We start from the raw sequence: 22,837 nt of genomic DNA, 5'->3' as shown, positions 1-22,837 counted from the left end.
AGCATCCATTTTGAATTCAGCAGAAAATGTACGTCGTTGTCGTTTTGTCATGGAACACCTCATTTATGGTGGAGACTTTACCACCTAATTTGGTGTCCGGGATCATTAAACCACTACATAGGGATATTTCCATATCGAGTATGCATCTCAACTAACCAGAGTTGGGTAACTAATAGTAGTTAAGACGGATGTACAATGTGGGATAGGGTGGACCAAAACGCAACACCCCCTCTCCCACATCTATATATTGGCATCGGAAACTTACCTGATTTTTGAATTCAGAAACTTTCCCTAATGTTGTTTACCACGCTAATCAAAAAGCCTTGCAGCTAAAGCTTCAGCATCCAACTTCACGTACCTACTCAACACTCGGTGGTCCCGATGACCAGAAACCTTGGATACCAGAACACTGTCATGACCTGCTTCTATAAGCTTGGATAGTCTGTAATGCCTGAGTGAGTGCAAGACAAAATCATGTAGCCCTTCTTCGTCGGCGGCTTTTCGAAACTTTTTGCTGACGTATTCAGGTAATGCGCTAAAGACAGGGTATGTTGGCGCTCTGTCTGTGGTTAACTCCATCCTTTTACCCAGTATCGCCATTGCTGTAGTAGAAAGTGGTACCTTTCGGTCTTCGCCATTTTTCGTGTTCCATAACTGTATGTATCGATGCTCAAGGTACACATCACACCTTCGCAGTTTCAGAACTTCATTCCTTCGACAAGCTGTTTCGCTCAACAGCATACAAATGTCGCGTAACTCTTCTGAGGGTAATCTGGCGACTACTGCCTGAACTTGTTCATGGGTTGGAATGAATTGGCGGACGCCGTAATCTTTTGGTAACCGTATCTGTTTAAAAATATCTGGGATTTGTAAGCCGATATCCCGACGAAGCCAATTGAGCATCGCTTGCAGAGCTGCGGCATCCTTGCGAACAGTACCTGGCTTAACACTAGATAGACGATGAGTGATGAAAGAGTTGATGTTATCCCTAGCATGAGGGCTTGTGGTGAGATCTTTGATTAAATAAGAAGAAAAGTAGCGACTGATTCGCTCTAATCGGTACTTTAACGTTCCAATGTAAGTTTTATGGTATTGCGCACGAATTTGAACGTAGCTGTCTATACAAGACGGAATTGGGGTGTTTAAATTAAGGTTTTGTGGTGGTTTTTTTGTGAGATTGTTCACTAAATACATGGCACAGTCCTAACGGTTTTGGATAGGAAGACTGTGCTGAGGGGAGGAATGGCACGCCCTATAGGATTCGAACCTATGACCACATCCTTAGAAGGGACGTGCTCTATCCAGCTGAGCTAAGGGCGCGCTACAGGGAAAGGATTATACGAGTTAAAATGGGTAAATCAACGGCTTTTAGTAACATTCTGATCTGAATGCCTAAAAAAAGGACACTAAAGCATTAGATGCTCAAAAACACTTCAGGGCAAACGTTTGCGTATGGATGTTAAAAAGAAATTCTGCGACAATGCGCGGCAGATTTATTTGCCTTCTTAATTTATAAAGGAAAGTCATGACTGCTCAAAATATAGATGGGACTCTCATTTCCCAAACGGTTCGTTCTGAAGTTGCAGCACGTGTAAAAGCTCGCGTTGAAGCTGGATTACGTGCACCTGGTCTAGCAGTTGTTCTCGTTGGGGAAGACCCTGCTTCTCAGGTTTATGTTGGCAGTAAGCGCCGCGCTTGTGAAGAAGTGGGTTTTGTTTCCAAGTCTTTTGACCTTCCTGCATCAACAACAGAAGAAGAGTTGCTAGCACTTGTCGATCAATTAAATAATGACAATGAAATTGACGGCATTTTGGTTCAGCTTCCTCTTCCTGCTGGTATTGATAGCACACACGTTCTCGAGCGTATCGACCCTGAAAAAGATGTTGATGGTTTCCACCCTTACAATGTTGGTCGTCTTGCTCAGCGTATCCCTAAACTTCGCTCTTGTACGCCAAAAGGCATCATTACTCTCCTTGATCGCTACAACATCGCACTGCGTGGTAAACACGCTGTAGTTGTAGGTGCCTCAAACATCGTTGGCCGTCCGATGACGCTTGAGTTACTGCTGGCGGGTTGTACCACCACGACTTGTCACCGCTTCACTAAAGACTTAGAGAGCTACGTTCGTCAAGCGGACATCGTTATCGTCGCAGTAGGTAAACCAAACTTCATTCCTGGAGAATGGATCAAGAAAGGCGCAGTGGTTGTCGATGTAGGTATCAACCGTCTTGACTCCGGCAAACTGGTTGGTGACGTGGAATACGATAAAGCACGTGAAAGCGCGAGCTTCATTACTCCAGTACCTGGAGGCGTTGGCCCAATGACTGTAGCTAGCCTGATTGAAAATACGATGCTGGCTTGTGAACAGTTCCATACTGACAAGTAATTAACGGCTTTTAGATACGAAAAAGGCTCCTGAACAAGGAGCCTTTTTTCTATTTGAGCGAATGAAATATTCGTGTTTACAGACTTAAAATCACTCCTGCAATCGAAGCACTCATTAAGTTCGCCATGACACCGGCAATAATCGCGCGGAATCCATGTTTAGAAACAAAAGTACGCTTCTCTGGTACCAGAGAGCCTAAACCACCAATAAGCATTGCCATGCTTGAGATATTAGCAAAGCCACACAATGCAAACGTCACAATCGCTTGAGAGTGCGCACTTAATTGAGTTTTCACTTCCGTTAGTTGGATAAAAGCAACAAACTCGTTTACGACGATCTTATTACCAATCAGTGAACCTGCAGTATTCGCTTCTGCCCATGGCACACCAATCAGCCATGCAACAGGTGCAAACACGTAACCTAAGATTAATTCAAAGCTTAGTGGCGTTCCGATGACTTCACCAAACCAACCTAGGATGCCGTTTAGCAATGCGATCACACTAATAAACGCCAGTAAGGTACCACCTACCGCTACCGCAATACGTACACCAGCCATAGCACCATCAGCCAATGCTTCAACTACGTTCGTCGCGCGTGGTATCTCAACCTGATTAATGTCGAACTCTTCAGTTCGTTCTGTATCTTCCGGAATCAGAATTTTAGCCATCAACAACCCCGCTGGCGCAGACATAAATGCCGCCGCGATTAGGTAGTTCAGGTCAACGCCTAACGAGGCATAGCCTACCAACGTACCACCAGCAACTGAAGCCAAACCACCAGTCATGACCGCAAAGAACTGCGAATCCGTCATGTGTTTTAGGTAAGGTTTAACCATCAATGGTGCTTCAATCGTACCAACAAAGATATTCGCTGTGGCAGACAAAGACTCAGCACGGCCAATGCCTAACAGCTTTTGGATAGCGCCACCGATGAAGTTAATCATTTTTGGCATCACACCGATGTGGTAAAGACCGGCAATCAGAGAAGAGAAGAAAATGATGATACCGAGAACATTGATCGCAAAGGTGAAGCCCCCTGTCGCCAAATTACCGAATAAAAATGCGATACCTTCCTGACCATAGTTGATCAAGCTAGATACAACACTGCTCACTGAATTTAGGGCATCTCGTCCCGCTGGCACATATAAAACCAATACTGCAAACAACACTTGCAGGGCAAAAGCAAACGACACAGTTCTTAGCTTTATATTTTTTCTATTTGTAGAAAGTAGCCATGCTACGAATAGTATGGCTACGATACCAATAATTGAGTTCATAAATGGGTCCGACAGAAGGGGGATAGGAAAGGGGTCGGATTGTATAGTGGACTCAAAATGCTGCAAGTTGAGGTTGTTAACAATGTGAAAACTTCAAACGCTCAACATTTAAGCACCAAGATAAGACATTGAATTACATAATGATAAACGTTTGCTTTTTATTATTATTTCTATATGGAAAATATGTTTATGAATTTAGAAAAAATTTTGTGACGAAAATCACCTTGTATAACTCATTAACCTCAAGATTTTTAGTTCAGAGAGGATGGCTTGGTATGCAGACGCGGCAACGATTTAAATCCCGCATCTTGAAGTCATTTAAGTATCATTACTTCGGAATTGAGATATAAGGCGCTAAACGCTGATCCCAATGACAAGGAGTGCCAATTTTCTGTTTGATGAAATGAATGACCGCAGAAATTTTCTTCGGCATATGCTGTCGGCTGGGGTATACCGCATAAAACGGCATCGACTGGCTGGCTTTCCAGTCTGGCAATAATTGAATCAGCTTACCCGTTCTGAACTCATCACCCAGTAAATAAGTCGCAAGATACGCGATCCCCCACCCTGCAATGGCGGCGTCACGCACGGCTTCTGCGAGATCTACTGAATAATTCCCGGTAACTTTAACATTCAACTCTTGCTGACCTTTTGTAAACGCCCATCCTGTGTAATCACGTTCCCAGCTTCTGTATATAAGGCAGTTATGCAAAGTCAAATCATTGGGTTCGGTTGGCTTATCATGATTAAGCAAGTAATCCGGTGATGCCGCCACAACAAACTGACAGTCTGTCAGTCGCTGTGCAATGTAACCTTCAGGCAAGTGTTCATTGTTGGTCACCCACAAATCCAGCCCTTCAGCCAACATATCGACTTTGTAATCAAACAAATGCACTTCGACTTGAAGTTGAGGATAAAGCTCTCGCAACTCCTGAATGGCAGGAATGATATGTAATGTGCCGAACGATTGAGATATGCCTAAACGAACTAACCCGGCTACTTCATCTCTCTGGCTTTCCATTTCCAATGTTGCGCTGTTGACCGCCTGAACCACCTGCTCACAATGATGATAAAATGTTTTTCCCGCTTCTGTCGCTGTAAAGCTTCGAGTCGTGCGCTGAACCAGTTTGATTCCAAGCGAATCCTCTAATTGGCTAAGCTGCTTGCTCACGTGAGACACGGATACGCCGAGACTTTTTGCAGCCGCAGTGAAGCTTTTGTGTTTGATCAATACTGAAAAGATCACCATTTGTGCGGCACGTTCAGATAACACGTATTACCTCGATTTAAATGTAGGAAAAACAAAGGGCTCCGAAGAGCCCCTACAACGTAATATCTAACTACAAATTAGTATATGATTCGGTCAGCTAAATGACTGACGGCAAGCGCGAAGTAGTAAGAGCGGTTCCACTTCATTAAGACATTGTAGTTATTGTAAACCAGATACGTACGACCATTTTCGTCGTCAGGCATAATCAACCAGGCTTTGATGTCCTCATCCAATTTAGGTAATGGGCTACCATCAAATTTCGTGATGCCTAATTTGCTCCACTCTTGGAGGTACTTACCTTTCTCTTCAGCACGACCTTCCAAGTTGTGGTCAATGCCTTTCGGGACTTTTACCTGACGCCCCCACGTGAACTTGTCATCCCATCCTGACTGGCTCAAATAGTTGGCTGTGGAAGCAAACACATCCGCTTTTGTATTCCAGATGTCTTTCTTACCATCACCATCACCATCTGCCGCAAAGCGCAGAAACGAGCTAGGCATAAACTGACACTGACCCATTGCGCCTGCCCATGAACCTTTGAAGTTCTCCAGTTCAATATGGCCTTGATCCAGAATTTGAAGTGCAGCCATAGTTTCTGCGCGGAAGAACTCTTCACGGCGACCTTCAAATGCCATAGTAGAAAGTGCATCTATCACACGAAAATTACCGGTAAATTTACCGAAATTACTTTCTACGCCCCACAGTGCAACAATAAAACGTGGCTGAACACCAAACGTATCACCAATGCGTTTAAGCGCTGTGTAGTGCTCTTTGTACAATTCTCTGGCTTGCTTAACCTTCCACTCAGGTACCGCGCGAGGGATATATTCATCCAGCGTCAGCTTTTTCTCAGGTTGGTTTCGGTCTGCGGTTACCGCTCGTGGTTTATATTCGACGTTAGCAAAAGCGGCTTTGATAACCGGCTCAGAGATACCTTGGCCGCGTGCTTCAGCGCGCAGTTTATCTAAGTATTCCTCAAAGCCTTCGCTGCTTGCAAAAGCTGAGGCACACATACCAACACTAAGCAGTGTAGCCAGTACTTTTTTCATATTGCCCTCCTTGAGCAAGGCAGAAACCTCAGCAAGATGCGAAATTATTTTCCGTCTTTTTGCTGAGCTTTTTGTTCTTTATATTTTTCTAATAGGTTTTCCGGTGGCGGCGGAAGTTGCAGGAAAAAGCCATCACTAAGTAATGACGCTTTCACTTTTTCGATATCCACCTGTGCCAACTTACGGCCGTCAAGTTTAATCGTCATGACAGCGATAGGCTTACCGAACATCTGCATCAAGGTGTCAGGAACCTGTGAAAAATCATCCTTTTTCGGAATATAGAGATAAGTACCTTCTTTTTTGGAGCTTTTATAAATAGAACAAAGCATGACACGCCTTTTATGCTGATTTAGCCGTTTTTAATACGGATTTAGTTAGAAACGTAAAATTGCCGCAAACTTAATAGCAAATTTGAGATTAATTCACCGAATTGCTTGTTAGAGAACTTGCTGCGCCAAAAGATGGAATATAACATGATAGACCTAGTTTAAGGCAACGCTCTTTCAACAGAGGCAAGAAGTCCACGATGACCCATTCACCAGACCTTAAAGGTAGCAGCTTTACTTTGTCAGTTTTACACCTTTCTGACAGCGAGATAGTAAAAACTATCGAGTTTTTGCAAGAAAAAGTGTCTCAGGCACCTTCTTTCTTCGCATCCGCACCTTTGGTTATCAATATAGCTAAAGTCGAAGGCGACATTGATTTCCCTGCGCTCAAAAAAGGTATCGCTGATGCTGGATTTATTCCGGTCGGTGTAACGGGTTCTAAAGATAAACGTGTTCAAAACCTTGCGTCCGAAGCTGGCTTCGCCATCATGTCTGCAAGCAAATCTCCAAGCCAGGCACCTGCCAAAATGGCTCCGACTAAATTCATTCGTACACCAGTCCGATCTGGACAGCAAATCTACGCAAAAGATGGTGATTTAGTCGTGCTAGCACATGTCAGCGCGGGAGCAGAAGTTATCGCAGATGGCTCCATACATATTCACGGAACTTTGCGCGGGCGCGCAATAGCAGGCGCAAGTGGACAACATGAGGCCCGGATTATTTGCCACGATTTACAAGCAGAACTAGTATCTATTGCTGGAGATTACTGGTTAAGCGATCAAATTGAGAGTGAGTATTGGCAAAAGAAGGTCATGATCAGTAAAGCCGAAGAATCATTACTTCTTGAGACACTCACAATATAGTCTAAAAAGGAAAACAAATGGCACGCATTATTGTAGTAACGTCTGGTAAAGGTGGCGTCGGTAAGACCACTTCAAGCGCAGCCATCGCCTCTGGCTTGGCTCTAAAAGGAAATAAAACCGCAGTCATCGATTTCGATATCGGTTTGCGTAACCTCGATCTTATTATGGGTTGTGAGCGCCGTGTAGTGTATGACTTTGTGAACGTCATTAACGGTGAAGCGACATTAAACCAAGCGATGATCAAAGATAAACGCACGGACAACTTATTCATTCTTCCTGCATCGCAGACACGTGATAAAGACGCACTGACCAAAGATGGTGTACAGCGTGTACTCACCGAACTGGATGAGATGGGTTTTGACTTCATCATCTGTGACTCACCAGCAGGTATCGAGCAAGGCGCTCTGATGGCGTTGTACTACGCTGACGAAGCAATCGTGACAACTAACCCTGAAGTATCTTCAGTACGAGACTCAGACCGTATTCTGGGTATTCTGGACTCGAAATCGCTACGCGCGGAACAAGGCCTGGAGCCAGTGAAGCAGCACCTTCTGCTGACTCGTTACAACCCGATGCGCGTAAACCAAGGTGAGATGCTGAGTGTAGAAGACGTTGAAGAAATTCTTCATATTCCATTGCTGGGTGTGATTCCTGAAAGCCAAGCGGTACTGATCGAATAAAGGTGTACCTGTGACGTTTGATGAAAACACCGATGCGGGTATGGCTTACTCTGACACCGTTGATCGCTTACTGGGCAATCAAGTGAATTTTCGTTTCCTTACTGAGGAGAAGAAAGGACTACTTAAACGACTGTTCGGAGGCTAGACATGTCACTATTAGAATTTTTCCGCCCTCAGAAAAAAACGTCTGCAAGCCTGGCTAAAGAACGCTTACAGATCATTGTGGCAGAACGCCGTAGCCAAAGTGATCCAGCACCTTCTTACCTTCCTCAGTTAAAAGAGGATATTCTGAAAGTGATAGGTAAGTACGTGGATATTGACCCGAATATGGTTGATTTGACCTTTGAGCACAAAGGTGACGATATTTCAGTACTTGAGCTCAACGTGAAGCTGCCAGACGAAGAGAAGTAATTTGCTAATCGGTGTTTGTGAAGTGAGCTCGAGTCTCTCGAGCTTGATAACAAGCACTCGTATTCTCAGTTTCATCGCGTGCGGTTAGTAGATTCCTGAACTCGCTTAAATTCGTCGGAGTGACAGGTTAAAGGCGTGTACGTGCCATAAAAAAGGTTGGCTATATAGCCAACCTTATTCTGCTTGTCGCTTAGTTTTATTTAAGCGCCTTATTCATCTTTTCGCCGATAAGCTCAAGACGCCAGCCTCGCATAACGTCAGGCAGTCTCGCAGGATCACGCTCCTTCTTCCATACCCAACTGATGAGTTGGTTGATCTGCTTCTTAGAAGCAAGAAACTCAGTTGCCAGACCCGATTTCTGGGAAGCACTTTTGACAATATCTTTCATATTCTTGAAGATCTGCTTATAGCCCGGGTAATCCATAAGACGATCTATTTTCGCTGGATACTCATCAGCAGGTGTCTGCTTCGCTTTTTTAACAATATCTGCGATCTTCGCGCCGTGACGGTTGATAGCTCGGATATCAATGCCTTCTGCTTCCATTTTCTTAAAGCCAGTTAAGCCAAGACGAGCAACCGTCAATAAGTCACCTTCTTTGAAGATGAAATTCAATGCAAGGTCACGTTTGATTGCCTGACGGTAACGCCACGTCGCTAGCGGTTTTAAGATCGCCAGCTCAGACGGTTTTAACTGCCAGGCACCTTTGATATCAAGATATGCATTTTCTTCATTAACTTCGCGAATACGCTTTGACACCAGCAAATCGCTCTCTTGCTGCACAGCGCTCCACCAACCTGCTTCGATCACTTTGTCGAGCAGAATTTCATAAAGCGGAAGCAGGTAGTGAACGTCAGCCGCTGCGTAATCGAGCTGCTTTTGCGTCAATGGTCGAGCCATCCAGTCTGTACGTGACTCACTCTTATCGAGCTCAACACCAAGATATTCTTCAACGAGTGTAGCAAAACCCGTTGATAGTCCATGCCCAAGAAACGCTGCCATAAGTTGAGTATCGACCATCGGAAATGGCGTACAGCCAAAGGCATTTTGAAATACTTCCAGATCTTCACCGCAAGCATGTAAAACTTTTAGTACCGAAGTGTCTTTCAGCAGTTCAACAAATGGGGACATGTCCGTCAGCTCAGTCGGATCGATAAGCGAAAGGTTTTTGCCGTCGAAAAGCTGAATCAAACCTAGCTGCGGGTAGAAAGTCCTGATACGTACAAATTCTGTATCCAGCATAACGACATCTGCATCTCTGGCTTGAGCACAAATTTCTTCTAGGTCTTTGTTTTTAAAAATAATATTATAATTCACATGCTTCTCGCTATAAAAAATGCCAGCAAAACGCTGGCATTCTATCATTTTTTAATTACGGCGACTCAACGAATTCGACTTATGAGCCCTTCTTCGCGAGTTCGGCATCATTCTCTTCCCGAAGAACACGACGCAGAATCTTACCAACGTTCGACTTTGGTAATTCATCACGGAATTCAACCAGTTTTGGCACCTTGTACCCTGTTAGGTGCTCACGACAATGCGCAATGACTTCGTCTTTTGTTAAACTCGGATCACGTTTAACGACATAAACTTTCACCAGTTCGCCAGAGGCATCGTTAGGCTGACCAATCGCGGCGACTTCCAGAACTTTACCATGAAGTGCAACGACATCCTCAATTTCATTCGGGTAAACGTTAAAACCAGAAACCAGGATCATGTCTTTCTTACGATCAACAATATGCAGGAAACCTTCATCGTCGAATTTAACAATATCACCCGTCGACAACCAGCCATCTTCGTTTATCGTGTCTCTGGTTGCCTCAGGACGCTGCCAGTAACCTTGCATAACCTGCGGACCACGAACTTGAAGCTCACCGGTTTCCGTGTTTGGCAGAACGTTACCTTCTTCATCCACAATACGAACTTCTGTTGATGGTACAGGTAGACCAATCGATCCATTGTATTCGACAAGATCATGTGGATACGCAGCCACCAAAGGAGAACACTCGGTCAGACCATAGCCTTCTAACAGATAGCAGCCGGTCGTCTTCAACCATTGCTCTGCTACTGAACGTTGAACTGCCATACCGCCGCCTACCGATAGGCGCAGGTTGCTAAAATCTAGCTCATGGAAGTCTTCGTTGTTAACCAGTGCGTTAAACAGCGTATTTACACCGGTAATGGCAGTAAACGGGTGTTTTTGCAGCTCTTTAACGAAGCCCGGAATATCACGAGGGTTAGTAATCAGCAGGTTACGGCCACCCATTTCAATAAACAGCAAGCAGTTCACTGTTAATGCAAATACGTGATAAAGAGGCAATGCAGTAACAACCAGCTCTCTACCCGCCGTCAAAACCGGACCGTACGCCCCTTTTGCCTGTAGTACGTTTGCAATCATGTTGCTATGCGTCAGAATCGCGCCTTTGGCAACACCAGTGGTACCACCGGTATATTGTAGAAACGCAATGTCATCGCCAGACATAAAAGGTTTCACATACTGAAGACGACGACCTTTATGCAGCGCCTTACGCATCGAAATTGCCCCAGGCAAACTATACTTGGGAACCATACCTTTAACGTATTTCACGACAAAATCGACAATTGTGCCTTTCGCTCGAGGCAACATCTGACCCAGACTAGTCAACACAACGTGCTTCACAGACGTATTGGCGACGATTTGCTCTAACGTATTGGCAAAGTTAGAAACAATAACAATCGCCTTAGCACCTGAGTCATTCAACTGGTGTTCAAGTTCACGAGGAGTGTATAGCGGATTAACGTTTACGGCGATACAACCAGCACGCAAAACACCAAACAGTGCAACCGGATATTGCAGCAAGTTTGGCATCATAAGAGCAACTCGGTCACCCTTTTTCAGCTTTAACTCATTCTGTAGATAAGCAGCAAACGCGCGACTACGCTCTTCCAACTTTCGGAAGGTCATAACCGAGCCCATATTCATAAATGCCGGCTGGTCTGCATACTTTTGTACAGACTGTTCGAACATGTCTACCAAAGACTCGTACTGCTCCGGATTAATGGTTTCAGGTACGTCGCTTGGATAACGTGAAAGCCATGGTTTATCCACGATATTACTCCTCGTTCATCGCTGTCTTACGATAACAGCCTTTTTATTTTTGATGGCTATTACAGCACAGCGAACGTGCTTGAGCACGAAACTCCCAAACACTTGTTTAAATTTTGTTAACTACACCAAGAATTGCGCTCGCAACTTCGAGTATTTGCTCTAAATGACAGTGATGACCTCCTGAAACAGAAACCATTTGTGGTGGATTCTGTCCCCAATCTACTTGGCTGGAAGGTAAACTCTGAAATCCTTGGTCGCCTAATACGATGAGATGTGGGCAACGTATTTGGCTGGTGATCGCATTCGCTTGCTCTTGTGCCATACGGAAAAGCGAAGCGCACTTTAGCTTGGTATCGTGTCGCCAATACCATAAGTTTTCGCGCTGCACGGTCCCCCGCTCGACAATGGGCAGAAGCTGCTCTGCGGTCAATTGGTTGGCTTGCATGCGTAATTTTAAAGCGAGATCAAAAGAAGCAATGGAACGTTCAGGCTTGTTTCGTAGTCGCTGACGACTCAAAATGCCATCACGAAGGCGCGGCAAACTATTTGAAGGAGCCTCAGTAAGAGGACCTGCACCTTCGATTTGCACTAATGCTTCGACCTGCTCAGGAAACGCGGCACTATAGCAACTTGAGACCAAAGCACCAAGCGAATGCCCTACTAACATGAGTCTGTTTGGTGATAATTCATCCAACAAATGATGTAAGTCGGCAATATAGTCGTGGAAGGGATAGTAATTATCGGAAGATTTGTGGCTAGACAAACCATGTCCAAAGTGATCGACGGCCAACAGATGCAGGGCAGGGTTAAGCTGATGTGTCTGTTCCATCAAAGCTTTAAAACTGCCAGCGTTGTCTAACCATCCATGAAGAAAAACGACTGACAAGTCAGCCGTTTTTTCATTACCTATTTCGAGGGCTGCCATTGTACCGGCAGTAAGTTCAAATCGACGCTCATGCATAACAGATTATTTGACTTGTTTGATTATTTTGCCATCTTGCGGGAAATCATGGCGCTCCATACGGCAGTTAATTGAATAGCACGGGTAGAGGAAAAGTGGTGTGTCGTACGTTCGTACTCGCTCTTCAATCACCCATAAGCGGTAGCCCTGACCTTTAATCAAAGGGAAGACGTACTCACGCTCGCCGATTTTTCCTTGTTCTTCACCTGCGCTTTGGCCGACAACCGTCACTAAACGTCCCTGACTAAATGCGACAGGCTCTAAGTAACCATCGAAGTAAACCGCAAAGCGACCTGTTGGTTCTTCATTAATATCTGGTTTACCAGACTGGCTGATGGGTAAATTAACGATCTCAATTCGCGTTTTGTCTTTGAAGTTATCGACCTTAGCAATGATGCCGCCTAAACGAACATCATTACTTACTCGCCCTTCAGACTCAGCAAACGTTTTATAGTCTGTGAGAACTTGTTCCGTTGTTGCGTTCAATTCTTCAGGAAGAGAACTGCACGCCGACAGTCCAAACACAACCAATAAAACCAGAAAAATGTGTCGAGAATTTGTCATAACCCACCATTTAACCCTATTTATCGCGAACGAATGATCTCCGTTCATTACACATAGATATCGACACCAAGCAATTGAGCTAGTTCCTCTTTTTTGGCTCGATTCATGACATCCATATACTGTTCCATCGCTTTTCGCGCATTTCCTTCTGGGAGATCATATTGCACTTGAGCGCGGTGAATCTGGGATTCATCCACTTGCTTTATGGAATGCGCGACAGCATTAGCAACTTTAGAGGGCTGCTCTATTGGTTGCTTAGTCCGAGCTTTTTTTACCTGACTCTTTTTACTGACTTTATCCGTGCGATTTGCACTTGTTATAAAAGAGGGAGGTAAACCATTAATCGACGCCATAACGCTCCATAAAAAGGCAGGGCAATTGCCCTGCACTTATATCAATGATTGGTAGTCGTTGTGATAGTGGGTGAAGCTGTTACTCGCGACCCGGAAGTTTCTTCCATGTCACGTTATCACGCAGATAGACAGGGCTGGACTCTTCAACAGGAACCGTATTGCCTTTCTCAAGTTCTTGCTTAGCCAGAATCACGATGTCTTGTGAGTCAGGGTACAGTACTTCACTTACAGTGACACTGAAAGGCAGGCCAGCGAGTTCAGTCTGATAAGCATCCCAACCCGTACCAGCGGTTGTCCATGTTACATCGTCAGCTTTCGCTTCTTCGACCAAGTTTGCAGGCGGAATCACACACTCTTCATCCACACCAGCCCATTCACCATTTTCTTGGCGAGTATAACGTGCCCAATACACTTCACTCATGCGAGCATCAATTGCGACCGCTACGTCGGTTGCACCGTGAAGACGGTAACTTGCTTGTGCCATCGCCGCTAATGTCGAAACACCAATCATTGGCAGGTCTGCACCAAACGCTAAACCTTGAGCAATACCGATACCAATACGAACACCAGTGAAACTGCCCGGACCACGACCAAACGCCAAAGCGTCCAAGTCTTGTAGAGTAAGACCCGCTTCTTTCAACACTTCATCAACCATAGGTAAGACTTTTTTCGTATGGTCACGAGGTGCAACTTCACTGCGTGAAATCACTTGATCATTAACCAGTAGTGCAACTGAACAGTTTTCAGTTGATGTATCGATGGCAAGAATTTTTGCGCTCATTTAACTCTCTACAACTCTATTTGATTTGATTATGCCACAACACAGGTCTGTGGCTGATTATCCTGCTTTAAGGAAAGCTTTGATTCGTTCTAAATCCCGTGTTCTTGGGATCGGCGGTAAGCTGCCTAAAAAGGTGCCGCCATAGTCACGGGTTACCAGGCGATTGTCACAAATGATCAATGCACCATGATCTTTCTGATCTCGAATCAAGCGACCGACCCCCTGCTTTAAAGTAATCACCGCATCTGGGATTTGCACTTCTGCAAAAGGCTCACCACCACGTAATCGACAATCTTCGATTCGGGCTTTGAGTAGCGGATCATCAGGGGCGGTAAACGGCAATTTGTCGATGATAACACAGCTCAGCGCATCACCTCTAACATCGATCCCTTCCCAAAATGCGCCCGTTGCCACCAACAACGCATTACCCAGCTCCATAAACTCTGCCAGAGTCTTTTGTTTACTCATTTCACCTTGCATGAGAACAGGTAAATCCAGTACTTCTCTGAACTTTTCACCCAGCTCTCTCATCATGCTGTGCGAGGTACACAGGAAGAAACAGCGTCCTTGGTTCTCTTCAATGACTGGCGCTAACATGTGTACCAATTTATCTGCCAACCCCGGACTATTGGGCTCTGGTAAATAACGAGGAACACACAAGCGCGCTTGCTTTTCGTAATCAAACGGTGATGGCAAGGAGAACTGCTGTTTTGGTTTCAGACCCAGACGGTCAGTAAAATGCTTGAAGTCTCCCGATACCGCCAAGGTTGCGGAGGTGAATATCCACGCCCCCTGCTTGATTTCAATTTGCTCATGAAACTTATCGGCGACGGAAAGCGGTGTAATGTGTAAAGCAAAATGACGTGGAGAGGTGTCATACCAATAAGAGTATCCGGTAATATCCACATCACACACGCGATCAACCCGACCTTTGATCAAATTGGCACGTTCAAACGCCACATCCAGTAGTTGGCTGCGACCCAAAGCCAGTTTGAGAACATCAATTGCCAGTTCCAGACTGTCGGTTAGCCGAACTAATTCACGTTTTATCGATTCCGACTGCAAAGCCTCTCGCCAGTTGCCACGATAACCCGGTTCGCCGAGGACAATACGCATATCCATCGCACTTTGCAGTAACTTATCGCCGACCTTTTGCAACTGACGCATATCTTTTGCTTCAGTACGGTAAGCAATTTCGATGTCTTTGGCGAGATCATGAATTTGACGACTCGATACCGTCTGACCAAAGTACTCACTGGCAATGTCCGGCAACTGATGAGCCTCATCGAAAATAAATACATCTGCTTCTGGGATTAACTCACCAAAGCCAGTTTCTTTAATCGCAAGGTCAGCGAGGAACAAGTGATGGTTTACCACTACCACATCTGAATCCATGGCGCGTTTTCGCGCTTTCAAAACAAAGCAGTCAGTATAACTTGGGCACTCTTTCCCCAAACAATTGTCGTTGGTCGACGTTATCGTAGGAATGATCATGCTGTCTTCAGGCAAATCATCGCAGTCGCCCAAGTCGCCGGTTTTGGTCTCTGAGGACCAGGCTCTGACTTTCACGAGTTGAGTCAATAACGTTGGGTCGGCTTCGTTAGTATGGCTTTCTACCATTTGTCGACTCAGGCGATCCAGACACAAGTAGTTTGATCGCCCTTTTAATAACGCGACTTGACCATAAAAACCCAGAGCATTGACCATTAATGGCAGGTCGCGATGATACAACTGCTCTTGGAGGTTCTTAGAGCCTGTACTGATGATGACTTTCTTTCCGCTTAATAAAGCAGGCACTAAGTAGGCGAAAGTTTTACCTGTCCCCGTCCCCGCCTCCACCACGAGCTGGCTTTGATCTTTGATCGCACGACTGACGGCTTCCGCCATATCTATTTGTGGCTGACGGGCCTGAAAACCAGGGATGGCCTTACCTAAAGCGCCCTCAGAGGAAAATGTTTTTGCGATCATATCTAGGGTCTGGTTAGAAAAATTGTCGAGAGTATAACAGACGATGGGGAGTGACAGCAGCCCACAATATGACCAGCTTATGACTCATTGCAGATAATTTGTTGAAACCAGTCCAAGAATAGATTATTTATGATGGAACATTGCAGTACGGTTGGTCCCTGTCGGCCGACACACTTTTCGTACGCTCAAATTTTATTGCATGGAAGTCCCCCTGTTATGGAAAAGAAAACGCTGTTAACCCATTGTTCTGACGCACCGGGTTTAATTTCAAAAATCACTAACATTTGTTACAAGCATCAATTAAACATCATTCACAATAACGAGTTTGTTGATAACACCAGTGGGCACTTTTTCATGCGAACGGAGTTGGAGGGTTACTTCAACGATCAGACCTTACTCGCCGACTTAGATCAGGCTTTGCCAGCAGGTGCTAAACGCAGACTGATTAGCTCTCGCCGTAAACGTATTGTTATCTTAGTGACCAAAGAAGCGCACTGTTTAGGCGATATTCTGATGAAAAACTTCGATGGCAGCCTGGATGTTGAAATCGCAGCAGTGGTCGGTAACTACGACAAGTTGCAGACTCTGACTGAACGATTTGATATTCCTTACCACTATGTGACACACGAAGATCTCAGCCGTGAAGAGCATGAACAAAAGATGCTTGACGTGATCAACCAATACGATGTGGATTACATCGTATTAGCGAAATATATGCGCGTATTAACGCCTGGATTTGTTGAGAAGTTCCACCACAAGATCATCAACATTCACCACAGCTTCTTACCTGCGTTTATTGGAGCTAAACCTTACCAGCAAGCCTATGACCGTGGTGTGAAAATCATCGGTGCTACTGCGCACTTCGTGACGAATGATTTGGACGAAGGTCCAATCATTAAGCAGGATGTAATTCCTGTCGACCACAACTTCAGCGCTCAGGACATGGCGCAAGCAGGTCGTGATGTTGAAAAGAACGTATTAAGTAAAGCGCTGAACAAAGTACTGAACGACCATGTCTTTGTTTACGGAAACAAGACGGTAATACTGTAAGATTTTCCGCTATTTCAAACTGAAAAAGGGTTGCCCTGATGGCAACCCTTTTTATTTTACGCTCAAACTTACGCTTGCTCAGACTCAACAATTCGTTTAAGTGAATGCGGATGAAGCTTGATACAAACACCCTGATATTTAAACGCTACCGTTGGGTTATTCAGTCGCTCGCCTTCTCCTTTCGGACTTGACAGTTTTATTTTCACACCCATTTCATCAAGATTTTCAAATTGAGCACCAAAGGCCGGATAAGTGTGCTTCAAATCCGCCAAAAACGCATCAGCCGTTTGCGCATGAGATGGAATTACAAACTCTACATGTTCCCAACTTTCTGTGGGGTATGTTTTGCCTTCTGCCGGATATGGTAGCTCCAAACACTCCATCTTCCAGCCTCGACTTTCAAGTGCTTTATCAAATTCAATCACAATGATTGGGCGACCATTAATTTGTGCTTGCGAAATCACCTTACCGAATCCACTCCATGCCTGATGTGCTTGTTGCGCAGTTTCAGTATCGTTAATGCGCAGCGCGATATGGTCTGCTTGAGCCAAACTCAAATCAAGATGAAGCATGGAAGCCAGCGCTTCTATCTTTGCCATAAAGGCGTCCAAATCTTGGATCATCAATTCTGGTGTTAAGCGTTTTTCTACTAATTCATTCGTCATCTGGATTCTCTGTGAGGAGGATTTGATATTTACTTTAGGCGCAATAGTAAACCTAAAAGAGAATATACCAAAATGACTACAAGATACTTGGTTCAGAGGTAATCAGGGGGATTTAGGTATCGATTTCCATTCAGTCGAAAAAGTATTAATTTCACCAAATCCTCGCTGTAAGAAAAGCAATAAAGTTGTTATCATTAGCGCCATTTTTGTGAACTCCAACAGAACTCGACTCTGATTATAACGGGTTCTTAGTCCTCGAATTGAAGGAAACACGTGTGAATATCCAAGCACTTATTAATGACAAAGTATCTCAGGCTCTAGAAGCCGCTGGCGCACCTGCAGGCAGCCCTGCAGCAGTTCGCCAATCAGCAAAGCCACAATTTGGTGACTACCAAGCAAACGGCATAATGGGCGTTGCTAAAAAATTGGGTACTAACCCACGAGAATTTGCACAGAAAGTACTGGATGTTCTAGACCTTGATGGTATTGCGAGCAAAACAGAAATCGCTGGCCCTGGTTTTATCAACATTTTCCTAAGCGAAGAGTTTCTTGCGAAACAAGCTGATGCAGCACTGGCTGATTCACGTTTGGGTGTGGCAGAAGAAGAATCGCAAACTATTGTTGCTGACTACTCTGCACCAAACGTTGCAAAAGAAATGCACGTTGGCCACCTGCGTTCAACCATCATCGGTGACGCGGTTGTTCGTACTCTTGAATTCTTAGGCCACAAAGTAATCCGCGCGAACCACATCGGTGACTGGGGTACTCAGTTCGGTATGCTTATCGCAAACCTTGAGCGTGTACAACAAGAGTCTGGCGAAATTTCAATGGAGTTGGCTGACCTTGAAGCCTTCTACCGTGAATCTAAAAAGCTTTACGACGAAGATGAAGAATTCGCAGTTAAAGCACGTAACTATGTAGTGAAACTACAAAGTGGCGACGAGTTCTGCGCAGAAATGTGGAAGAAGCTGGTTGACGTTACGATGATCCAAAACCAGCGTAACTACGATCGTCTAAACGTATCACTGACTCGTGATGACGTAATGGGCGAGAGCATGTACAACGACATGCTACCTAAGATCGTTGCTGACCTGAAAGAAAAAGGTCTTGCTGTAGAAGATGACGGCGCACAAGTTGTATTCCTAGACGAGTACAAAAACAAAGATGGCGAGCCTATGGGTGTTATCGTTCAGAAACGTGATGGCGGCTTCCTATACACAACCACAGACATCGCATGTGCGAAATACCGTTACGAAGAGCTAGGCGCTAACCGCGTACTTTACTTCATCGACTCTCGTCAGCACCAACACCTTATGCAGGCTTGGACTATCGTTCGCAAAGCGGGTTACGTGCCAGAGTCAGTCTCTCTGGAGCACCACGCGTTCGGCATGATGCTAGGTAAAGATGGTCGTCCATTCAAGACTCGCGCAGGTGGAACGGTTCGTCTTGCTGATCTTCTGGATGAAGCAGAAGAGCGCGCAGCGAAGCTAATCGAATCAAAGAACCCTGCGCTAGACGCAGAAGAAAAAGAGAAAATAGCTCGTACCGTAGCAATGGCTGCGGTGAAATACTCTGATCTGTCTAAACACCGTACCACTGACTACGTGTTTGACTGGGACAACATGCTGGCATTTGAAGGTAACACTGCACCATACATGCAGTACGCATACACTCGTGTTGCATCTATCTTCGCCAAAGCTGATGTTGCAATGGATGAGCTTCAAGGCGATATCCAAATCACTGACGAAAAAGAAAAAGCGCTTATCGCTAAACTTCTACAGTTCGAAGAAGCGGTTCAATCTGTTGCTCGTGAAGGTCAACCACACATCATGTGTAGCTACCTGTTCGAACTGGCTGGTCAGTTCTCAAGCTTCTACGAAGCGTGCCCTATTCTGGTTGCGGAAGACGAAGCCGTTAAGCAAAGCCGCCTGAAACTAGCAGCGCTAACAGCGAAGACCATCAAGCAAGGTCTGTCTCTATTGGGTATCGAAACACTAGAGCGCATGTAATCCGTTCTCAGTTAAGCTGAAAAAGCAAAGGCTGACGTGAAAGCGTCAGCCTTTTTGTTTATACACTAGTTAACGAATGCGAACTTGCTGAGTATACTAAATTCAATTAATACAAATAAAAACGAATTGGAAAACAAAATGAGTTTTGAACTGCACCCTCAATTAGCAAAAGACACCACTGTTATTGGTCACTTCCCGCTTTGCGTTGCCCTATTGCACAAAGACAACGCAGTGCCGTGGGTTATTTTGGTCCCTAAACACGCCAATCTGAAAGAGTTACACCACTTACCGATGCATGAACAACATCAGTTTTTGTTGGAATCTCAGGCGGTAAGTCAAGCGCTCGAAGCGACATTTCGTCCGGACAAACTCAATCTGGGCTCACTGGGTAATATGGTACCTCAACTGCACATTCATCATATCGCGCGTTTTAAAGATGATGTGGCCTGGCCGGGACCTGTGTGGGGTAACACCAAAGGCGAATTCCGTAGCGACGAAGAACAAGACGCAGTGCTTGGTCGCATTCAGAATGTGTTATCGCTGAGCTCGATCTTCCATAAAGTTTAAACTCCCCAAGAACAGAAAAGCCGCCCTATCAACCTTAATAAGGCGGCTTTTTTCTGTTTGAGGATTACATCGTCACGGTCAGAGATAATCCATCGTGTCTTGTCACGGCATAGCGCACGCGAGTCACATGATGAGCTTTATTTGTGTCTACCAAGCGTGTAACGCGACCTTTATTGATCCAGACACTAAGCATTGCGTCGGCACCATCTTCACTCATACCGAATTGCTTCGCCAAATCTGACTGAGAGACCGTTCCTTTGTCTGCAATATATTGATAAAGCTCTTTTAAAATCATGCTACCTGCGCCTCTAACGTAACTTGCTGTTTCTTACCAATGCGTTGGAATACGCGGTAAGTACCGAAGAAGATAGCCACAATCACCGCCAACCAGATACCGCTGGTAACAGGGCTGTCCGTGAAATGCGCCACCTGATGGTAGAACGTCGCACTTAGGTAGGCCAAGCCCATGGTCCACACCGCGATAAAGCGAGCAAAGTTGTTGCCAAATTCACGAACATACGCCCCCATTGCAGCAACACATGGCGTGTACAAAAGGATAAAGATTAAGTACGCAAACGCTGCATGGCCGGAAACAAACTGCGACTTAATATTGCCAAAGATAGACGAATCCACCTCTTGCTCTTCAGCAGCCGCGTTAGTATCAGTTAGATCACCCACTTCAATACCCAAAGGATCAGAGAAGCTAAGCCCTGCAAGGTTTTCTGGAATACTCATTACCGCTTCTTGCAGACTGCCCATTAGGTCAAATTCAGCATCGTCAGCATCACTTGGTGATGTATAAAGACTGTTTAGCGTCCCAACAACCGCCTCTTTAGCGAATATACCAGTAATAATACCTACAGTAGCAGGCCAGTTATCTTCCTGGATACCAATTGGCGCGAATACTGGCGTTACAACCTGTGAGACTTTTGACAGTACTGATTTTTCACTATCTTCATTACCAAAACTACCGTCAGTACCTACTGAGTTTAGGAAGCTAAGAATCGCAACCACGATAACGATCGTTTTACCTGCGCCCAGAACAAAGCGTTTCAGCTTTTGCCAAGTTTTGATCACAACATTCTGCAGCGTAGGTAGTTCATAGTTAGGCATTTCCATTACAAGGCTGTCGCTGCTACCCGGGTAAAGAGTATTTTTCAAAAACAGCCCGGTAAAGATAGCGGCAGCGATACCCAATAGATAAAGAGCGAATACTACGTTTTGTCCGGAGCCAGGGAAAAAAGCGGCAGCGAACAAGGCGTAAACTGGCAAACGTGCACCACAAGACATGAAAGGAACCATCGAGGCAGCTAACTTACGTTCACGTTCTTGATCCAATGTACGCGTTGCCATGATTGAGGGCACGTTACAGCCAAAACCCAGTACCAACGGAACAAACGCTTTACCCGGCAGACCAATCTTCTGCATCACTTTATCCAGAACAAATGCTGCCCGAGCCATGTAACCTAAACTTTCAAGCACCGCGAGGAACAAGTAAAGACAAGCAATTACCGGTATAAAGGTTGCGACCGTCTGGATACCGCCACCGATACCATCAGCAAGTACAGTCACCAGCCAGACCGGAAGATGATCATCAAGCAGGTAATGGCCTCCATCAACAAGCAACGCACCGACACCAATATCAAAGAAATCGATGAATGCACTACCAATGTTAATTGAGAACATAAACATCAGGTACATAACCACGAAGAAAAATGGAATACCAATCCACTTGTTCAAAATGAATTGATCCAGCTTTTCTGTCACACTGCGACTCAGCTTACCTTCACTGCGGCGAACCTTCTTACACTGCTCATGTAAATGTGTGTATTTGATATCCGCTACGTGTAGGTCAATATCCAGATCTAGAGAAGCAATAGTTTTCAGAACATTACTTCTTTCTGGTTCTGGCATACTATTCAAAACCAAGGTGTCTTTCTCTAACGCACGAATAGCTAAAGCGCGATGAGAAACCGTTTGATCACTAAAAAGCGTCGATACATTTTCAATCGCCGCTTCCATCTGTTCACCATAGTTAAGCGACAGATCTTTAATTGCTACACCCTGCACAACCGACTTATGAAGACTCTCTTTAAATTCAGCGACCTGTGCTCTATTCGTTGCTGATAAACTAACAACCGGACAGCCCAACGTCTTCTCCAGCTCTGCAACATTAATCACTTGGCGCTCGCGTTTTAGGGCATCCATTTTGTTCAGCACGACGATCATTGGACGGCCTAGTTCACGCAGTTGCAACGTCATGTACAGACTTCGTTCTAAGCTCGTTGCATCCACAACATTGATAATCAGATCAGCTGGATGAGTAAGTACTGCTCTTGACGCGATTGACTCGTCAATACTGTTACTATCATTACCACTGTCCAATGAGTAGATACCTGGAAGGTCGGTAAGCAAAAATTCATCACCAGCATGTTTAAATTGCCCTGTCTTTTTCTCGACAGTCACACCAGCCCAGTTGCCAACCTGTTGCTTTGCACCAGTCAATCCATTAAAAAGCGTGGTTTTACCGCTATTCGGATTGCCTACTGTAAGGATTTGATACTGCATTACA

21 protein-coding genes, 1 tRNA gene and 1 pseudogene are annotated in these 22,837 nt (G+C 45.1%); 7 read left to right on the top strand and 16 right to left on the bottom strand.

Going from position 1 to position 22,837, the window contains the following annotated elements; translation table 11 throughout:
* Window positions 1-309: 309 nt before the first annotated feature.
* Entirely contained in the window at window positions 310-1,194 is an 885-nt protein-coding gene (locus tag WJM94_RS10780; protein WP_444494226.1) for a site-specific integrase, read from the bottom strand.
* Between the two features lie 49 nt (window positions 1,195-1,243).
* A tRNA-Arg gene (locus WJM94_RS10775) sits at window positions 1,244-1,320 on the bottom strand.
* 205 nt (window positions 1,321-1,525) lie between these two features.
* Here WJM94_RS10775 and folD point away from each other — a divergent pair.
* Entirely contained in the window at window positions 1,526-2,386 is an 861-nt protein-coding gene (gene folD / locus WJM94_RS10770) for a bifunctional methylenetetrahydrofolate dehydrogenase/methenyltetrahydrofolate cyclohydrolase FolD (RefSeq protein WP_444494225.1), read from the top strand.
* Window positions 2,387-2,462: 76 nt separating this feature from the next.
* Here the strand turns inward: folD and WJM94_RS10765 are convergent, their stop codons facing one another.
* The 4 genes from WJM94_RS10765 to WJM94_RS10750 form a co-directional block, all read right to left on the bottom strand.
* Window positions 2,463-3,662 carry a NupC/NupG family nucleoside CNT transporter gene (locus WJM94_RS10765; protein WP_444494224.1) on the bottom strand — a complete coding sequence of 400 codons (1,200 nt, stop codon included), beginning with the start codon at window positions 3,660-3,662 and terminating at the stop codon, window positions 2,463-2,465.
* A 328-nt stretch (window positions 3,663-3,990) separates the two neighbouring features.
* Window positions 3,991-4,935 carry a LysR family transcriptional regulator gene (locus WJM94_RS10760; protein ID WP_444494223.1) on the bottom strand — a complete coding sequence of 315 codons (945 nt, stop codon included), beginning with the start codon at window positions 4,933-4,935 and terminating at the stop codon, window positions 3,991-3,993.
* A 74-nt stretch (window positions 4,936-5,009) separates the two neighbouring features.
* On the bottom strand, window positions 5,010-5,981 hold the full coding sequence (locus tag WJM94_RS10755) for a lytic murein transglycosylase (protein ID WP_444494222.1): 972 nt from the start codon (window positions 5,979-5,981) through the stop codon (window positions 5,010-5,012).
* A 44-nt stretch (window positions 5,982-6,025) separates the two neighbouring features.
* The gene (locus tag WJM94_RS10750) at window positions 6,026-6,310 is read right to left on the bottom strand and encodes a YcgL domain-containing protein (protein ID WP_444494221.1); all 285 of its coding nucleotides are present in this window, start codon (window positions 6,308-6,310) and stop codon (window positions 6,026-6,028) included.
* 197 nt (window positions 6,311-6,507) lie between these two features.
* On the opposite strand from WJM94_RS10750, the gene minC reads away from it, so the two are divergent.
* The 3 genes and pseudogenes from minC (at window position 6,508) to minE (ending at window position 8,261) form a co-directional block, all read left to right on the top strand.
* Window positions 6,508-7,170, top strand: coding sequence for a septum site-determining protein MinC (gene minC / locus WJM94_RS10745; protein WP_444494220.1), 663 nt, complete (start codon window positions 6,508-6,510; stop codon window positions 7,168-7,170).
* Window positions 7,171-7,187: 17 nt separating this feature from the next.
* Window positions 7,188-7,995, top strand: a pseudogene (minD, locus tag WJM94_RS10740) (septum site-determining protein MinD).
* Window positions 7,996-7,997: 2 nt separating this feature from the next.
* Window positions 7,998-8,261: a cell division topological specificity factor MinE gene (gene minE / locus WJM94_RS10735; RefSeq protein ID WP_444494219.1), complete on the top strand. Its 264-nt coding sequence runs from the start codon at window positions 7,998-8,000 to the stop codon at window positions 8,259-8,261.
* 196 nt (window positions 8,262-8,457) lie between these two features.
* On the opposite strand, the gene rnd is transcribed toward minE, so the two are convergent.
* From rnd to WJM94_RS10700, 7 genes are all read right to left on the bottom strand, one after another.
* On the bottom strand, window positions 8,458-9,576 hold the full coding sequence (rnd, locus tag WJM94_RS10730; RefSeq protein ID WP_444494218.1) for a ribonuclease D: 1,119 nt from the start codon (window positions 9,574-9,576) through the stop codon (window positions 8,458-8,460).
* A 79-nt stretch (window positions 9,577-9,655) separates the two neighbouring features.
* A complete protein-coding gene (gene fadD, locus WJM94_RS10725) occupies window positions 9,656-11,347 on the bottom strand; it encodes a long-chain-fatty-acid--CoA ligase FadD (RefSeq protein WP_444494217.1) in 1,692 nt (563 codons plus the stop codon).
* Window positions 11,348-11,453: 106 nt separating this feature from the next.
* The gene (locus tag WJM94_RS10720) at window positions 11,454-12,308 is read right to left on the bottom strand and encodes an alpha/beta fold hydrolase (protein WP_444494216.1); all 855 of its coding nucleotides are present in this window, start codon (window positions 12,306-12,308) and stop codon (window positions 11,454-11,456) included.
* A 6-nt stretch (window positions 12,309-12,314) separates the two neighbouring features.
* Window positions 12,315-12,872, bottom strand: coding sequence for a Slp family lipoprotein (locus tag WJM94_RS10715; protein WP_444494215.1), 558 nt, complete (start codon window positions 12,870-12,872; stop codon window positions 12,315-12,317).
* A gap of 47 nt (window positions 12,873-12,919) precedes the next feature.
* Complete coding sequence (locus tag WJM94_RS10710) at window positions 12,920-13,225, bottom strand: chromosome partitioning protein ParA (protein WP_444494214.1); 306 nt, start codon at window positions 13,223-13,225, stop codon at window positions 12,920-12,922.
* Window positions 13,226-13,304: 79 nt separating this feature from the next.
* Complete coding sequence (tsaB, locus tag WJM94_RS10705; protein WP_444494213.1) at window positions 13,305-14,006, bottom strand: tRNA (adenosine(37)-N6)-threonylcarbamoyltransferase complex dimerization subunit type 1 TsaB; 702 nt, start codon at window positions 14,004-14,006, stop codon at window positions 13,305-13,307.
* Between the two features lie 57 nt (window positions 14,007-14,063).
* Window positions 14,064-15,974, bottom strand: coding sequence for an ATP-dependent DNA helicase (locus tag WJM94_RS10700; protein ID WP_444494212.1), 1,911 nt, complete (start codon window positions 15,972-15,974; stop codon window positions 14,064-14,066).
* A 216-nt stretch (window positions 15,975-16,190) separates the two neighbouring features.
* Here WJM94_RS10700 and purU point away from each other — a divergent pair, with 216 nt between their 5' ends.
* A complete protein-coding gene (purU, locus tag WJM94_RS10695) occupies window positions 16,191-17,024 on the top strand; it encodes a formyltetrahydrofolate deformylase (RefSeq protein WP_444494211.1) in 834 nt (277 codons plus the stop codon).
* 68 nt (window positions 17,025-17,092) lie between these two features.
* Here the strand turns inward: purU and WJM94_RS10690 are convergent, their stop codons facing one another.
* Complete coding sequence (locus WJM94_RS10690; RefSeq protein ID WP_444494210.1) at window positions 17,093-17,689, bottom strand: VOC family protein; 597 nt, start codon at window positions 17,687-17,689, stop codon at window positions 17,093-17,095.
* Window positions 17,690-17,964: 275 nt separating this feature from the next.
* On the opposite strand from WJM94_RS10690, the gene argS reads away from it, so the two are divergent.
* Window positions 17,965-19,698, top strand: a complete 1,734-nt coding sequence (gene argS / locus WJM94_RS10685) for an arginine--tRNA ligase (RefSeq protein WP_444494209.1) — start codon at window positions 17,965-17,967, stop codon at window positions 19,696-19,698.
* A gap of 138 nt (window positions 19,699-19,836) precedes the next feature.
* On the top strand, window positions 19,837-20,265 hold the full coding sequence (locus tag WJM94_RS10680; RefSeq protein WP_444494208.1) for an HIT domain-containing protein: 429 nt from the start codon (window positions 19,837-19,839) through the stop codon (window positions 20,263-20,265).
* Between the two features lie 64 nt (window positions 20,266-20,329).
* Here WJM94_RS10680 and WJM94_RS10675 read toward each other — a convergent pair whose 3' ends face one another.
* Together WJM94_RS10675 and feoB are read right to left on the bottom strand one after the other, a co-directional pair.
* A complete protein-coding gene (locus tag WJM94_RS10675) occupies window positions 20,330-20,560 on the bottom strand; it encodes a FeoC-like transcriptional regulator (RefSeq protein WP_444494207.1) in 231 nt (76 codons plus the stop codon).
* On the bottom strand, window positions 20,557-22,833 hold the full coding sequence (gene feoB / locus WJM94_RS10670; protein ID WP_444494206.1) for a Fe(2+) transporter permease subunit FeoB: 2,277 nt from the start codon (window positions 22,831-22,833) through the stop codon (window positions 20,557-20,559). The genes WJM94_RS10675 and feoB overlap by 4 nt, the downstream gene beginning before the upstream one ends.
* Between the last annotated feature and the right edge of the window lie 4 nt (window positions 22,834-22,837).

The organism is Vibrio sp. YIC-376, from assembly GCF_052353105.1.
Lineage (GTDB): Bacteria > Pseudomonadota > Gammaproteobacteria > Enterobacterales > Vibrionaceae > Vibrio.
Note: the sequence above shows the minus strand (reverse complement) of the source record. Positions and strands in the feature narration are given on the sequence as shown.

Bases quoted from the DNA above. Each gene is read 5' to 3' on its own strand.
- WJM94_RS10780 (WP_444494226.1), bottom strand. From the start codon at position 1,194: ATGTATTTAGTGAACAATCTCACAAAAAAACCACCACAAAACCTTAAT.
- folD (WP_444494225.1), top strand. From the start codon at position 1,526: ATGACTGCTCAAAATATAGATGGGACTCTCATTTCCCAAACGGTTCGT.
- WJM94_RS10765 (WP_444494224.1), bottom strand. From the start codon at position 3,662: ATGAACTCAATTATTGGTATCGTAGCCATACTATTCGTAGCATGGCTA.
- WJM94_RS10755 (WP_444494222.1), bottom strand. From the start codon at position 5,981: ATGAAAAAAGTACTGGCTACACTGCTTAGTGTTGGTATGTGTGCCTCA.
- WJM94_RS10750 (WP_444494221.1), bottom strand. From the start codon at position 6,310: ATGCTTTGTTCTATTTATAAAAGCTCCAAAAAAGAAGGTACTTATCTC.
- minC (WP_444494220.1), top strand. From the start codon at position 6,508: ATGACCCATTCACCAGACCTTAAAGGTAGCAGCTTTACTTTGTCAGTT.
- minE (WP_444494219.1), top strand. From the start codon at position 7,998: ATGTCACTATTAGAATTTTTCCGCCCTCAGAAAAAAACGTCTGCAAGC.
- WJM94_RS10720 (WP_444494216.1), bottom strand. From the start codon at position 12,308: ATGCATGAGCGTCGATTTGAACTTACTGCCGGTACAATGGCAGCCCTC.
- WJM94_RS10715 (WP_444494215.1), bottom strand. From the start codon at position 12,872: ATGACAAATTCTCGACACATTTTTCTGGTTTTATTGGTTGTGTTTGGA.
- WJM94_RS10710 (WP_444494214.1), bottom strand. From the start codon at position 13,225: ATGGCGTCGATTAATGGTTTACCTCCCTCTTTTATAACAAGTGCAAAT.
- tsaB (WP_444494213.1), bottom strand. From the start codon at position 14,006: ATGAGCGCAAAAATTCTTGCCATCGATACATCAACTGAAAACTGTTCA.
- WJM94_RS10700 (WP_444494212.1), bottom strand. From the start codon at position 15,974: ATGATCGCAAAAACATTTTCCTCTGAGGGCGCTTTAGGTAAGGCCATC.
- purU (WP_444494211.1), top strand. From the start codon at position 16,191: ATGGAAAAGAAAACGCTGTTAACCCATTGTTCTGACGCACCGGGTTTA.
- WJM94_RS10690 (WP_444494210.1), bottom strand. From the start codon at position 17,689: ATGACGAATGAATTAGTAGAAAAACGCTTAACACCAGAATTGATGATC.
- WJM94_RS10680 (WP_444494208.1), top strand. From the start codon at position 19,837: ATGAGTTTTGAACTGCACCCTCAATTAGCAAAAGACACCACTGTTATT.
- WJM94_RS10675 (WP_444494207.1), bottom strand. From the start codon at position 20,560: ATGATTTTAAAAGAGCTTTATCAATATATTGCAGACAAAGGAACGGTC.
- feoB (WP_444494206.1), bottom strand. From the start codon at position 22,833: ATGCAGTATCAAATCCTTACAGTAGGCAATCCGAATAGCGGTAAAACC.